The following is a 15,653-nucleotide window of genomic DNA, read 5'->3' as shown; positions in this document are numbered from 1 at the left end:
GGTAGTTATTGCTGTTCAGAAAGCTTGTTATTCGACTGTTCCATCCGGACTTGCAGTCGGGGAGGGTTCAGCACTTGAATCAGAAGCTGGTGGAATATTAGGGTCGGGATCTACGATCAATGTAAATCTTCCGGCTTTGATCATACTTTTCTCTAGAATTGTCGCTCCAGGCTCCAATGTAACCTCAACCTGATAGGAAGGTTGTTCACCTTCAGTCACAGCTGTTGCGGAAGGCAACCCAGTGCTGTCCTCAGTATTAGAGGAAGGCGTAGGAGACGGAGATGCATCAGCTACAGCATTAGTAGCATCTGCACCTTCTGCTGTTCCTCCAGTAGTGCCAGCGGCATCTGACTCGTCAGCAGCGTTTCCCTCATCCGTCCCATCCGTTGACGGCACTGGACAAGTCCCATTTGTAGCAGCGACCTTAAAGCTTTTATCTATCTCTGTAGACGAAGACATTAAACTAATCTCAGTCGGTTGAAACTGCACACAGTCATCTGCACTTGCGAAGGTGAACACCAATATGCTGCTCCCCTTATCTCCTTCGACGCTCTGATCCTTCAAGTATACTGAAGCTGGAGGCAGCATATTGCCTGCACTCTGAACAGGGGTCGGCTCAGGGCTTGTCCCCGGCAGAGCCGTCTTCGTATCATCCGGACGCAGCATACTGAATACGATAATTGCAATAATCACCAGAATACCCGTAATGGAGCCGGAGATTAAGAGTCGAAATCGGCTGCGGCTGATCCAGCGCGCCAGCGGGGAAGCCAGTTGGGAACGGGCTTCATTGTACACATTTTGCAGAGCAGGCCGAGCTGCCGCGACATAGTTCTTTCGGAATTCCCGATTCTTGAACGCTTCACGATCACTGCTCAGGAAATACTTCAGAATCGCCTTACGGTAACCCGGTTGCAGCTTTTTATTCGAAACCGTAAATAAAGGATTGCCTTGCGACCAAGCAAAAAACCGATAGATGATTTCTTTGTCGGAACCGGCTTTACGCTTTAACAGCTCCAGAAGCGCATCGTAATCCAGCGGACCCCCTTCACGCTGAGTTGTGTAGTAAAAGGCTAGCGGAAGCCGTTCAAAGGGTTCCAGAACACGCGCCTCTTTTAGCAAACGACGACCCAGTAGCTGCACATCGTCTAGTTCCTGCGGAGACAATCCTGTAAAAATCTCCTCATTCGGCTTCTCTTCACCAAACCAGCGGTAAGCGGCACGCAGCGCATTCTCTTTCTGCTTGCTAATCCTATCCAGTGGCGGCTGCCAATCGACAACATTACCATACCGTAAAAAAACTACCTCCAGAAGCTCCTCCTGCGTCATATCAGAAAGCGATAAGCGGTTCAGTAAGAATCTATCTGCTGAAGCAGCAAGATCCTGCATTAGGGAGAGTGCCTTAGGAGCAACTCCTGTTCCTTTGCGGCGATCTTTTTCTGCCTTATCTACAATTTCATGAATTTCCGCCACAGAAGCCACCGGATCATGCTCCAGCTGGAGCTTTTCTAGCAAATAATCCTTCACAGCATTTTGAGCAAAAGACTGCTCTAACGCCACTGGCAGGAACCGCCCCCAATGGAGCACAAAGCTCAGAATATCCGCAGATCTGGACGCCGCAGCTAGTCTTGATTCCATATAAGGCTCAAGTAGCTGCTTACGGAAATAAGTTTCAGACATCACGCGCTGGAAGTAAGCTGCACTTAACTCATCATTACTCTCAATGATCCCGTAAGCAGCACTCAAAATATCCTTGCGGCCCGCTTCCACACTATGAAGCATCCCATTGATGAAATAATCCACGATTCTGACCCTGTAATTGTGATCCTTAAGTACAAAATACTCTTTAAAGCATTCCATAATCGCCGGATCTGGCACATTTCTTTGCCGAATCAGATCAAATTCCCGGTCAAACCGTTCTAAGAAAATATCATTCAAGCGGATTCTAGAATGAATTGCACCGTCTGGTTTAAGGTAAGAAAGCAAACCACTTAGCACCGCACTCTTGTTTTCCGTATATAAATGCTCGTTCCCTTGCTCAATCTCATAAAATATAGCCAGCTCATTATAGAAAGAAAGGGATAGCTTGTGCTCAGGACTCTCTCCACGGAGAATCTGATCGGCGAAGCTTACGAAGTCGTTAATATCTCCTGGATTCAGCAGTAATAGCTTCCACACCAAATCAGCATAAAGCTGGCGGGTCTCGCCAAAATCGACATTCCCCATCCGTCCGGAAGCCAAATCAAAGGTATAATCCTTCTCAATACTGCGGTCACCGGGACGAAGTGAACCTTTTTCCACAAAGCTAAGATGTATATATTTACGGCTTTGCGGTTCATTCGCATACGTAATCACGCCTAATCTACGGCGGAATTCATACGGCAGCACGCTATACAGAATTTCTGTAAGCTCCACCGCCCGCGCGGACAACTCGGTGATAGGTACGTTTAGAGCCACATAGATTTTTTTCTTACCTGCTACAGAGAGCATTACGGCTTGCAATAACGCCTTGAATATCCCTTCATCAATCCCTAACAAGCGTAAGCCTGCGATTGGATCAGGGCTGCGGTCTGTGCGAACAACTGGAATAGAGGGCAGCTCCGGCAAGGTTCCACCAAGCTCTCCCGTATAACGCTCTGCAAAATCAGCATGCAGCCAGTCTCCATAGCTCTGCACAATTTCTTCGGAACGTGAAGCAGGAACTACATAGTTATGTGCAAAAAAAGCGCTTCGTTGGCCTGTGAAATCGGCCGCTTGATAACGACTAAGCCCAATAACTGTATCCCCGTTCTCAGCATGAAATAGGTGCAGCGCACCAGGATATGCAGCCTCATCCTTCTCTCCACGTGCGGTTAACTCCGCAGGAGCATCGTAGAGGCAGAAGGGATGAAGGATTTTTTTCACAAAATTATTGTCTAGACTATCTGATTTCGCTACCGTATCGAAGCCTTCTGTGGAACGAAACACTCCGCGACGTTCGCGGGTGTACATCTGTTGGGCGATTGTTGACCCTGAGAAAACATTCACGGGCCGTCGCTCCCCTCAATATACTTCAGCTTATGCAGCAGCCAAATAAAAGGCTCGTCTACACGAATCGGGCTTACTACACCCTCAATCTTTTGATTCACAGGATTACTGCCCAACGCAGATACTGCAAAATAACCCGTATTCGCGAAATAAACATCCATCGTATCTTTAAAGGGTCTGTCCACCTTACCAATAAATCTGCGAATTTCCCCGTCGATATTATGGAACTCGTCCATGTTTAATGTTTTGCGGTGAACATAGTTATTGAACACATTGCTGTTGGACTTGATGTAATCGCCATCCTCATCCTTCAGCGAATGCAGCATATCACTTTTGGCAAGCACAACCGCTGTTGGAATGTCTGTCTTACTCTTTTCCTGATAGGCAATAAAATCACCGAACATCGTCAGCACCACATCGCGCGGCTCGTCATATTGTGAGACCCATTCTCCCGGGCGGTCACCGATGTTAATATGAATCTTTTCACGGATAGAACGGATTTGCAGCGGATCGACCATAAACAAAATACCCGCAGAGTTCTTGATATGCTGACCATGAAGTCCAAGATAATCCTGATCCACCATACCCTCACCTGCTACATCAAAGAATACAAGTGTCAGTGGCGGTTTATTTTCATCCTTAAAGACAAATTGAAAGATAAAAGGCTCCTGCATTTTTTCCTTCTGTGTAGAAGCCAGCAGATCTCCACGCTCAAAAAGCGGTTCTTCATACAATGTACGGAACTTACGGCTAATCTCTGCATTAAGCGGCATACAAGCGGCATCAAAATGACCTGCTGTAGTATGTTGCAATGTGTGGATCAGCGAGGTCATATACACCGATTTCCCGACTTGGGATGCCCCGATAATCGAGATGATGTTACTTGGCACCTTCCCGGCAGTCACCGGCAGCTCATTATGGCAGGACGGGCAAAGCCGTCTGCGCGTAAGCACACCGTAACGATCCGTAAGCCCAGTTAACACATGATCCGTGTAATGATGATATTCTTCCGGAATATCCGCCGGGTTGATAATCGCTTCTATGTCATCTACCGTATCAAGCCCAAAGCGCTCACGGTATTTGTTCAAGGCGTCATCCTCACCCAATGCGTAATTTTCATCGTCCTCCCGGCTGTGCATAGCCCGAAAGACGACATCCTCCGGAGAGAACTTGGTGAAGCAATACGGACACACTATATCGTAAAAAAGCGGCCGCGGCTCCGGCTGATTCTTTTTCATAAAACGGCTAAAAAAAGACATCTACTCATCCTCCCAAAAGTTGTATCTACGTACTTGCTATGAACGCCACTGCTCATTACCCGCTTGTACGTGTAGACCGAGTCTCACTCCGGTACCAATTCGTAATAAAGCCCATATTTCTTGCCATCGGTGAAAAAGATGCGTACAAAATCATCCTTACCGATTTCAATCGGCGGAAGTACATTGCGTCCAGGAGCGAAATCCTGAACGAAGGGAAAGAGAATACCATCCTCTTTCCCTGCCGGATGCCCTCCACGTTTCTTGACATAACAGAGGACATCCCGTGCCACGGGCACTTCTGCCGTAATCGCCATATGTACGGTCTTTTGTTTTCCGAATAAGGCTTTTTTTTGTTGAATGGAATAATAGATCCGGGCTTTGCCTGCACTGACCATCACCCGGTTCACACCATCATTTTGCCTCACCAGGGCAGTCTCACCGTTCTCAGCAAGGCGAGCAAATATCGTATAGGATATCAGGCCGATCTCATCCAATCGATCACGATAACCATTGTTAGATTTGTATTCCTCACGAGTGTAGAGCTTCATCCCGATCGGCGGATCATCTCCGGTTCCCATGTCAGCCGCTTCTGCGGAGGTTTTGTGGATGTACACCGCCTGCACGCCGTCCGGCCAGCGCCATCTCAGCGTACAGAATCGGTCATCCACTTGGGATGTCACATCCGTTATTCCCGGAGCGGAAGCATTAACCTCGGCGTACCTCATTACTGTAAACCCCTTTCCGCTACACTAGAATCCTTTGCTGTTCCGGCTTCTGCGCCGACCCGGAAAGTTATCCGATGCTGGTGCAGGCGCTGCGTTATTGTTTCTTCTATTGCGATAAATACGTCCTTCTCCTACCGGAATGACGCCTGTAAATAATGCAATAATAGCAGCTAATATAAGAACAGCCAGAAGACGAATAAGACTATCTGTAAAGGAGTCACCGCTAAGTCCAAATTCCAGAATCAGTCCTGCGAACAAGCCTGATATTACGCCGCCAATCCCAAAGCTTTTAGCCAAATGACGGTTATCAAACATAATTCCCAGACCTAATCCAAGCGCAGCTCCCATCAACATCAGTGACAAAATACGAACCGCAGCATAATAAGGACTGTCTGCCGTTGAATCACTGCGCTCAGTTAGCAGCGTCCGATCTCCCAGACGGTCATAGATCTGCTGGAACACATCGCCCAGTAGGGCTGAATCCTTGACATCATAATAGTGTCCGCCTGTCACTCTCGCAATATCCTGCAACAGCTGAGTGCCTGCTGGATCATTCAAGCCCAGACCAATGGTATTCACGGCAATACCGCGCTCTACATAAGCCTGCAACTCTCTTGTGGTATCGAAATTACTCACTCCGTCAGACAACAAGATGACCATGGCTCCTTGGTCTTTTTTGCCGTCACTGTCAATCTCCTTGAGTGCCTCCGAGACCGCACCGCTAATATTCGTGCCGCCTTCGGTTGGCTGCAGATTATCGATTGCAGTCAGCACCTTCTCACGATTCTCCGAATTTGAAAGTGGCGTTAAAGGTTGGACAACTACAGCTTCGTTGTTAAAGGTCACCACGGCTACCTTATTGTCAGTGTCCATTTTTGTAATTAACGCTTTTGCTGCGGAATACCGGCTATTATCGGGATCACTCTGTGTCATACTGCCTGAGTCATCGATAGCCATTACTACATTCTTAACTGGTCTGGCTCCGCCAAAATTCAGCTCATAAACAAACTCCGTTAAGGCTCCAACACCAAGTGCAAGAACAATCATCAGAGGCAGCAGCTTCCACGATAACCCCAGATAGCGCTGCTTCCATGAAGCTCCGTTCAGTCGTGGCGAGATCATCTCTGCAAGCAGGCAGCCTACACCGACTCCCATCGCCACAATGGCAAAATAAATACCCACAAGCAGGATGGAAGGCAGATCGTTATACCAGCTTAGCAGCCATTCGCCAAAAAGAAAGGCGACCCCGCCGCCGATCAGACTGAAGAAGAGCAGCAGCAGATTGATTTTTCTCTGCATCGTTATACTTCCTTTCCGGGTAAAATCTGAATTGTACTCTTATCCTTTAAACATTCCGGGGGTTATGCTGCCTGATAAACGGGCTACCCGGATGTGTTATCATCCCCCAGATTGCACTTTGTGCAATAGAATGGAATAGGAGAAACATCTATTTCTATTCTATTGCATAGTGTGCAGTGGAAATAAGGAGAAATGTCCCTATCCCGGAACTCTAATTAAGCGTTATATCCGATGACTCTATTGCACAAAGGCAATAAAGGGACTCAAAGTGAGGGGACCTATCTATTACGCCATCAGCGCATCTCAGGAAGCTGATCTTCACTCAGCCCATGGAGCTGATAGCCATTCTGAGCATAAGTCTCATAATAGACCTTACCGTTGCGATAATAGAGCAGGTCCTCTAAATGAAAGCCGCCCATCAGGTTTAGCTTCTCCACTCCGCTCCTCCGCTGCTCATGCACGAATCCTAACCGGTAAATCCGGGTTGTCTCATCTACTCCAAAGGCGTAGCGTAGAAACTCTGATGAACTGTCTCCAAAGAAATATTTCTCCTCATGACGATGCTCTTGCGTATATTCGAATAACCGAACATTAATGGCCGCGCCCTCTTCTAAATTATGATACAAGCGCTTGAACAGCTCTTCCCTCGATAGAACCTGACGATTCTCATAGGCTGCCGCAACATTTGCACGCCGCAGAAGCTCTTCCTCAAAAGATAAATTGAAAGGTTCTGCTGTCAGCAGCTCCCGGCGGCAAATATCAATCAAACGCTCAATCACAGCTTCTTTCCCTTGTTCTAAGAGCTTGGAGATACTGCCCATGTACTTCTCACTGAAGAATATTCCAGGTCCACGCCGGGTTTCGATATCCTTCATCACTTCTTCTGTGACTACGCGGTAGTATTCCATTACGTTCTGGCCCGTTGTTTCGTTTGTTCGCCCGATGCTGTCCATAACAGTAATACGCAATTCTTCCTCCAAAGTCTCCATAGCTTTCACACGAGCCATACTTTCCATATGAAGCTGCTCAAGTGCAGATTCCAAACGACTGCATAGGGCAAGCTCACTTTCTAGGCCCAATAGTTCATATTTTTTGCCATATACGGCTGAGAATAAGTAATGAATGAAGTTACGTACTGTTCTTTTGTCAAAAAGCGGCACACGCTGGAACGGCTGGCGCTCCACGCTTTCTGCGTAAAGGTCCTCAAGCTCCTCCTGCATGGAGAGAATCGCGGAACGTAAGCCTGCCATATGCTGACGTAAAAGATGGAGCACACTTCCGGCTTCATCACGATCTGCCGTCCACTCCGCAAGCTGATAAAAGCTTACCGCTGGCGTAGATGTTTCCTGTGCCGCCAGCATAGTGCGCCATTGGCGTAATGGATTCATTCCCTCTACTCTCCGGTTTGACTCTGCCACAAAGTTATTGCGGAAATAAGCTTCGCCCCCGTCACCGAACAACTGCCGTTCAGCTTCACGAAGTGACAGCTGCTTCAGTTCATTATAGGAAGGGCGTCCGTGACTCATTAACCCCGTCATTTCATTCAGGCCGTCTTTCTCCGGAAGTAGCTGTACCGCGTGTTCCCGCAAGCTGTCAGGGTCCAGCCCTAACAAAGCCTGCCGTTCACGTATAGTCCACGAACTGCCCTCACGCATATCGGAGACAAGCCGCCGGAACGCATGATACAGCACCGCCAAAGCAATTTGAACATTAGGTCTTCTTACCCCGGAAAAGCCAGCAGAGGCGTAGCCTTGTCTTCCAGTGCTGCCCCTGATGCCGCTTTTGAAGGTCATATTGTTATATCCGCCATGACCAGTAGCCTGATCAGAAGCCGGGCGGACCCGATTTTTGAGCAGACTAATATGAGAAATAATCTCGTAGTTGTCATCCATACCGTGTGCAGACATCATACCGCGCTCATTCTTATCGGAGAGCAGATACACAAGGTCAAATAATGCGGAAGGACCATGGGCAACTGGAATCGACAGACCGTCTTCCGTCACAAGTAACGGCGCATTAAACTTATAGTCCGTAGCTTGCATTCTGTCCAATTCACGCAGAAAAGCCAGCCCTACTGAGCTGGAATATCCAAAATTATCCCCTTGCTCCCGCTCATTGATCAGAGCGTAGAGATCTGTCTGTACGGACTTAAAGGACTGGCCGAGTACAGCACGAGCCAGCAGTGTAATTTCCGGCAGCAATACATTAAGCGGATCATCAACCCGCGTAATGATAGAGAGATGGATGACGTCAAAAGATGAATATAGACGTCCATAATCCGCTATACTGTTGCTCAGCCGCCGGATAACTTTATTCATTTCAGCAAGATAACGTGTATCCTCATGAAACTTGCGGTAAAGTTCATGACGCACAGTGCGTGAATCTGACCCTGCCGTTTCCGGCAAGGCCATGGCCAGCACCCGGTCTTTTCCTCCCGCAACAGATCCACTTATACTTCCGTCTATTCCCTCTTTTGCCGCACCTGACACAGCATGTAATGCCATAACACCGCCGGCGTTATCCCATTTTCGTTCGCAGCTATCCAGCACCGGACCGATGGCCGGAGCAACCTTGTCACCTACGAACAGAAACAGGGCAGGGTAATGGATGCTGCTGCGTCCATCCCCTTTGCTGCGCTGTGCCTCTTCCTGTACCGCATATTGTTCACCATAAGATAATGCCTGTGTTTTGATCATAGGCCTATTTCAACTTTCTGCGGATACTGCCGAGCTTGCTAGTCATGCTCTTGTAAAATCCGTACATCTCATCGCCGCTCTCATACTCTACCCGTTCGTACTCCAAGCTGTCGCGTGCTTCCAGGAATGATACATACAGTCCTTCCAGCTTATAGAGCAGCGGGGTAACGTCTTCAGCGGCAGTCATTTCACCTGCACGACGTGCTGCCTTACGCAGCAGTACGCTGCGGCTCTTCTCATCCAGCTCCCGGAAGTGCCGATACACGGCATACTCTACGTAGCTGCGCTCTTTCATCAAATTAGCAAACGGCTCCCAAGCGTCCTCTTCTTCATCACGGTCATAAACATAGAGTGCACCTTTTTTGATAATGCTGTCTGTATACAGAGCTTCAATGAACTGATCCATCCACTTATCTTCGTCCAGATATTGATGAAGCACACCTTCAAGCTCAGCGGCTTTGGCAGTCAGTTCAGCATATTTAGCCAGCTCCACACGAACACGTGAAATCAGCTGCGGTGAACGAATGAGATTCTCCTGCGCCATGTCCTTGTTGATGCTGCCAAAGATATCTTTAATGCCTTCCCGCTCCAAGCCCTTCTCACGCAGGCTCTTCAGCTCATCAACCGCCTTCTTCACTTCACCGAGATTTGGGCGTGTGGATTGCAGCTGCATATCGAAACCGTTCAAAATGGCGTCCAGATCAAAAGGTTTAGTGAACACAACAGAATATCTGTTACTTGTGTTCTCATCTACACCCTTTTCAATAATGACTCCACTTGCCAGCGCTTTTGCAAAGTCTGCACGCACTCTAGCGTTATAATCACGTACACGAGAATTGACGTAAGTGTCACCCCATGATTTTTCCGGAATCGGAGAAGGCAGGTACGTCCAGTTGTTCTTATCCGTCATCACGAGATGGCGGCCGATCCCTTCCTTGTCGAGAATGGTCCGCTCATAGTTTTCTTCAAACACCCGCAGCGGCGTGTATACGAAAAGTGGCACACCGTTACGTGTATTAAGCCAGAAAATACGGTTTTTCACTTGGCTTTCCTTGATCGTAAATTGCGATTTGCCAAGCGCATTATTCTGATAATTACGAATCCCTTTTAGGATACCCGGCGCTTTTACAGGCACGGAAACGAAACCCCATGATGGGAAATGTAAGCTGCCTGAGCTATTGCTAAGGTGGAAGGTAGGCACAGCCTCTTCGTCCAATTTACCGGCAATAATCCGCTCAACGAATTTATCCAGCGGCTCTTCATGGCCGAATTTCATCACAAGGAAATCCTCCATCGAACGGGTAATCAGATCCCCAAACTTATCGCTAAGGAATTCCGAAATTGAGCGAACGATATCAATCTCCTGCTCTTTAACCCAACGTCCGGAATGCTTCAGCATTTCACGGGTGAAGTCACGAATCAGGTCGTCGCCGTCCTTCTGATCCATAATCTTGGAGATGGTCGCCGAAATATCCGGCACGTTCACAATGTTCCAATAATAAGTTTTGTTTCCTTTATAGTCTGCCTGCTCTTCGCCATTGATAAGGATGTCCCCGTTCTTGGCAAAAATCGAGCTAAGCGCACTAAGAATCTCTGTAAACACACCGTAAATCCGGCTGTTCTCATCGTTTAATAGCTCATATAAGTCCTCGTAAAATTGAATCATTTGTTCAGTGCGTTCTACATCGGCGTGCAGCCAATACTCATTGATTTTAGCCTCAATATAGGCATTTTTCTTCTTCTCTTTGGAGACAAAAGCACTGCGGGCATCGCTCAGCTTCTCATCCGCACTGTCCTGCGCCGTCTCAATATCACGTGGCAAACGCAACAAGCTTTCACGTAAAGCCTCAATATAAGACTGAATCAGCTTCAAAATACAGAAGCCCTTCTCGGTATACAGCAGGCGGGAAACGTAGAACGGTCCTTGCTCTGGGTGCAGGAAGATGCGCTCCAGCTCTTCACTGAAACGTCCCACAATTTCGCCAGGCAGCTGCTTTTTCGATTTGATATATTCTTCACGGGCACGAGCCAGGAAGTTCTGCTCCAGCTCTGTATCCATACTTACCACTTGATTCTTAACAACATTGGCATGGCTCAAGCGTTCGCTGTTCTCGTAGCCTGGCAACGGCTCAGGCACACGGGATTCAAACGTCTTAATCATACTGTCGAGATCAATCCCAAGCTTACGTGCGAATTTCTCTACATCCTCTTGACCTGGCGCCTGCTGGAACATTTTTTCCATTTTATCAAACAAGCGGAAGGCCAGATAAGTCGTCATTTCCTCAATCGGAAGCACGGCAGACGAAGCACCGATAATGTTGTACTCATAGTTAGCTGGATAAGTCTTATTCATCTGCGCAATATTGGTGCGGATATTACTGATATAATCATGGATGGCGAATTCTTCACCAGACTGTTTTTCTTCACTTGCCATAAAGTTCGTGATGTTCTCAGCCGTTACGTTCATACAGTAATCATACGCATTCTCCAGCAGCTTACCCTCGGTATTCGTTGCAGAGATCAAATGACATAGATTAAATGGAGGCAGCGGTGAATTTACCGTCAAAATATTACCGTATTGCTGCTGGAACCGCTCACCACGACTGTCCACATTCATCCAGTAATCCAGCTCTTTTAGCGCTGCATAACCGTTCTTGCGAATATATTCACGCGTGTGCTCGCTTAGACTTTTATTAGACAGGTTCACGTCAGGTGTAAAGAGATAACCCAGTGTGTTCACACGGTCAATACCGGCTGATCCATAGTCACGTTCAATAATACCGCGCACGATATAGGCAATATCCAAGAAAGCCCCACTGCCTGTACCGCCCGACAGACCTGTCAGGAGAAAGACCATCAGCTTTTTGTTAGTGCCTACGGATAACGTCTTGATCTTCTTATCAATCGCGCCTACAACCTGATTAATCTTGGTGAACAAAAGCAGACGTCCAGCCTGCCGCACACCAGCAGCACCATTCATACCATCTGTAATACTCAGCTCAGGTGACAGCCAATCCGTAATATAGGAATCGAGGATACTGCGGTTCTGCAACAATCCGCCGATTTCGGCATTCGCCAACAGTACAAATTCATTTTGCGGGTCCAGCCCAATGCCTTTGTATTTTTTTCCACGATCCTGTTCATTCGTCTCAAAAGCTAGAAATTCCACATTATCCGGCTTGTCCCGTTTCTTCTTGGATATCGGATCCTCCGGCAGCTTAAAGCGGCGGTTAATCTGATATTTAAGACGCAGCAGGGCATCAATGCCCGTGCCGCCTAGTCCAATGATCAGGATCGGATTATCAATCGTATCCACCCTGATTTTATCGCTGACAATCCCGCCGCCTAGTGATACATCCAATTGCTGTATATGCTCTCTTACTACTGGTTTCATATGCTTATCCTCCTAAAAGTTTTGCGGAAGCTGTACTTCAGATATCTTGCAGCAAAACTGTTTCTGCGGCATACATTGCCATTGCCTACTATACTAAATATTCCAGATAAATCGTCTTATCTACCGTCTGTAGAGATACTGAAACGCGGTCCCCACTCTTCAGTTCAAGACCACGCGAAGCATCCGCAGCACGTCCGGATCTCTCCACAGTAACACCTTCTCCGCTGCGTAACAGCAATCGGTCATTCTTAGCCGGTGTGAAAATAACAGTTTCGCTCTCCTTCAGTTCAGGCGCCAATTGCAGCAGCTGATGAAGGGTGAACTTGCCCTTGAAGCCTGCAAGCTTCTTATATTGTGGGTAGGTCTTCTCACCCGTATTGCTGTCTTTAACCTCTACTACCAGCTGTCCAACAAAACCACGTGCCGATTTCTTATTCAGCACATACCATGCTGCACCCGCTGCCAGCACTAAAAGAATGCCCCCTATAATGTAATACAGGGTTTTGGATGAGGCTTCCTTCAGGGGTTCTTCGTTGCCAGTCCCTGTAGAAGGTGCTGTTGTTGCTGCTCCGCCTGTCTTCGCGCTGATCTGGACAGGTGCACTTTCCCGATAAAAGCTGCTTTCCTCTGCCCGTACCTTCAACTCGTAGTTATGGCTTTCTTTTACCTCAAAGGTACCCTTGAAGACAGCTCCGGAGTTATCCAGTTCGATTTCTTGCACATCACCTGTATCAATATCTGTAGCAAGCAGTACCGCCTTCATATCTTGATACAAATTACTGAGTGTTACCTGAGTACCGTTGCTGAACAGATGCGAGGTGATGTCGATTTTATCACCCTTTTTATAGGTTGCTGATGGCAGCGCATCGATCTTAAGCTCCAGGTCATAGTTAAAGACTAGATTAATATCAATCTTATCCTTTGGCACACCTTTAACCTGAAGTTTCCAATCTCCTTCCTGCGGTGACAGTAGCTTAATCAAGCTATAAGTAGAAGACTTGGACAGCAGGACATTGTTTGAGGGGATCGCAACTTCTTTCCCTGACGGGTCCGTTAATTTCGCTGTCACAGGCTGTGAAGACATAATTGAGATATTGGCTTCCAAAACACTGCCGTTAGGCACGTTGACGGTCACGTCCTGATAATCGCCATTTGCAGTAATCGACTGCACAGGCACTACCTTCAGCTTCAAATGGCTGGCAAAAATCTCACTCAGGATTTGCGGCAGATCGTCTGCTGAGTCCGTCGAAAATGCTTTACCACCCGTCTCGTTGGACAGGTCGGCGAGGCTTTGTTTATTCAGCTTGCCATCTGCATTAAGTCCAATGGTATAGATGGGATAGCCATTTTTTTTGGCAACCTCTACGGCCGCCTTCAGCTCTTTATCTGATTCACTTTGCGTCCGGCCTGTCGCTTTGTTGAAATCGTTATTGCCGTCAGCGAGCATTACAATGATAGGCTCATGGGAAGGGTCACTTCCATTCTGCAGAACCTTTACAGCTTCCTCTACGCCAATAGCGATATCGGTGTAAGCTCCTCGGTCCAAACCATCAATAAAATCCTTCAAATCCTGCTTATCGCTCTCCGAGCTAATTTGCAGCAGGGCCTTTTCCCGTTGCACCTTGTCGGTATAGGCAACAATACCTACTTTATCACCTTGGGTGGATAACATATCTATGAACATTTTCATCGCTTCGTTGGCGATTTTGTTCTTGTCACTAGTCTTCATGGAGTTGCTGACATCAATAAGAAGCACAGCGTCAATGTGAGATTGCGCCGACGTTGCCGCATAGGCCTTAACAGCTGCAAAAGGCGAGGCAGCTAGACAAAGAGCCAGGAGCAATGCCGGAAAGATACGTAGAAAGAGAGTCTTGGTTGTTCTAATACTTTGATATTTACGAAGCATAAATAGGGCTCCTCTTGTGTTATATTAGGCACATATGACAGGTTCAGCACTATCGCTAAAATCTGTAAATAGCATGCCATTATGATATAATTAAACCTTGTAAACTTCAACTTTAGGACCGCCGGACCCAGTGCATTGATGCATAGAAGATTATCATTCTAAAAGCCATCTGGACTGCAGAGCGTCCATGAGAAAGGATTGTTCCATGATTTCATACGTCATTCTTGGGATTACGTTCCTAATTGCCGTAATTCAGATTTCCATTTATGCCGCACATCAGCGCAAACCACTGACACGTGATGATATTAACGATCGACTGCTAGCCGCTTTGAACGGAGGCGATAAAGGCCGTGAATAAGAAAAGACCCGTTACCTTCCGGCCTTTCAAGGCCCCGCGTTACGCTTATGACAAGCTGCGCATCTGTCGCCACTGCGGGCGGTATACCGCTCTTGGCGAAGACCGCTGTGGCAAATGTGGCAGAGCCTCACTTATTGCTGTAGAGCAGCACGCAGCATCACTAGCCAGACGGAAGATGCATACCCGCCTACTATTCATCTTACTGCTCACACTAGCCTCTGTCTATTTTGGAAATAGCATCCAACAAATGATATTGTGTGGTGCCGGGGGTCTTGTGCTTGCTGGACTATTGTACTATACGCAACGAAAAGTAAGGCAGAACGAGAATCTTCGTTCTCTCAATGAGCTGCTTGGTCGTGGGATCGGCATCATCAAGGAAGGGCTGGAGGTCAACCGTCAGGAAGCTGTCTCCGTACTCCGTGAGGATGATGTTCTTGCCTATGAGAAGCTGCGGGAGCTCTCCATCCTGCTTCGCGGCGACCGGATCGCGCGGCAGCGAGTGGCTTTGCTGCATGGATTTTTACTCCGCAAGGATATGGATCTAGAACTGGAGCAGCTTCTTCTAAAAGACTTCGAACCACTGCTAGCCGAATATATCGGCGAGATCGCTAAAGTCCGTCCCGATCTCATTAAGGATCGTACACTACGCTACGTGAAGAACTATGAAGTGGAGATTCGCCAGATGGCTAACGGCTTAACCATCCTTACGAGCGTTGCAGGAGCGGCGGTAAGAATGAAGCGTTATGCCCTGCTCTACTCCAATATGATTGGCCGATACGTGCAAGATCTGCCCAAGGACCGTTTCTTGCGGTTGTCCAAACTCATTGCTGCGAATCCCCATGAACCTTGGAACGGCTTAGACCTCAGGGTAGCTGACATTCGTGAAGCCAAATATCGCTGGGACCCGGAGGTCCAATAGACCTGAAAGCTAAGATGAACCAATATAAAGCAAACATCCTTATTGATGACAACCAACCGTTTCTCAAAGAAAT

9 protein-coding genes are annotated in these 15,653 nt (G+C 47.7%); 2 read left to right on the top strand and 7 right to left on the bottom strand.

All coding sequences use genetic code 11. The annotated features are described in order from the left end of the window. Positions 1–27 precede the first annotated feature (27 nt). The 7 genes from NST25_RS04555 to NST25_RS04525 all read right to left on the bottom strand — a co-directional run bounded on the left by NST25_RS04555 (position 28) and on the right by NST25_RS04525 (position 14,303). Entirely contained in the window at positions 28–3,024 is a 2,997-nt protein-coding gene (locus tag NST25_RS04555) for a glycosyltransferase (protein WP_340393396.1), read from the bottom strand. Continuing rightward, the gene (locus tag NST25_RS04550) at positions 3,021–4,283 is read right to left on the bottom strand and encodes a hypothetical protein (RefSeq protein ID WP_076129587.1); all 1,263 of its coding nucleotides are present in this window, start codon (positions 4,281–4,283) and stop codon (positions 3,021–3,023) included. The genes NST25_RS04555 and NST25_RS04550 overlap by 4 nt, the downstream gene beginning before the upstream one ends. A gap of 83 nt (positions 4,284–4,366) precedes the next feature. Beyond that, positions 4,367–5,008, bottom strand: coding sequence for a beta-mannanase (locus NST25_RS04545; RefSeq protein WP_076099551.1), 642 nt, complete (start codon positions 5,006–5,008; stop codon positions 4,367–4,369). Between the two features lie 24 nt (positions 5,009–5,032). Further along, entirely contained in the window at positions 5,033–6,307 is a 1,275-nt protein-coding gene (locus NST25_RS04540; RefSeq protein ID WP_339246573.1) for a VWA domain-containing protein, read from the bottom strand. 293 nt (positions 6,308–6,600) lie between these two features. After that, complete coding sequence (locus NST25_RS04535; RefSeq protein ID WP_340393395.1) at positions 6,601–9,003, bottom strand: transcription initiation factor TFIID; 2,403 nt, start codon at positions 9,001–9,003, stop codon at positions 6,601–6,603. Between the two features lie 4 nt (positions 9,004–9,007). Further along, a complete protein-coding gene (locus NST25_RS04530) occupies positions 9,008–12,397 on the bottom strand; it encodes a tubulin-like doman-containing protein (protein WP_076194441.1) in 3,390 nt (1,129 codons plus the stop codon). Positions 12,398–12,485: 88 nt separating this feature from the next. Next, positions 12,486–14,303: a vWA domain-containing protein gene (locus NST25_RS04525; RefSeq protein WP_076185016.1), complete on the bottom strand. Its 1,818-nt coding sequence runs from the start codon at positions 14,301–14,303 to the stop codon at positions 12,486–12,488. A gap of 205 nt (positions 14,304–14,508) precedes the next feature. Here NST25_RS04525 and NST25_RS04520 point away from each other — a divergent pair, with 205 nt between their 5' ends. Together NST25_RS04520 and NST25_RS04515 are read left to right on the top strand one after the other, a co-directional pair. Continuing rightward, positions 14,509–14,661, top strand: coding sequence for a hypothetical protein (locus tag NST25_RS04520; protein WP_155986556.1), 153 nt, complete (start codon positions 14,509–14,511; stop codon positions 14,659–14,661). Then, on the top strand, positions 14,654–15,580 hold the full coding sequence (locus NST25_RS04515) for a hypothetical protein (protein ID WP_340393394.1): 927 nt from the start codon (positions 14,654–14,656) through the stop codon (positions 15,578–15,580). Before NST25_RS04520 ends, NST25_RS04515 begins: the two co-directional genes overlap by 8 nt. Positions 15,581–15,653: the final 73 nt, after the last annotated feature.

It is taken from the genome of Paenibacillus sp. FSL E2-0190, from assembly GCF_037992965.1.
Classification (GTDB): domain Bacteria; phylum Bacillota; class Bacilli; order Paenibacillales; family Paenibacillaceae; genus Paenibacillus_AQ; species Paenibacillus_AQ odorifer.
The sequence above is the reverse complement of the archived record's forward strand: the minus strand, read 5'-3'. Positions and strand labels throughout refer to the sequence as shown.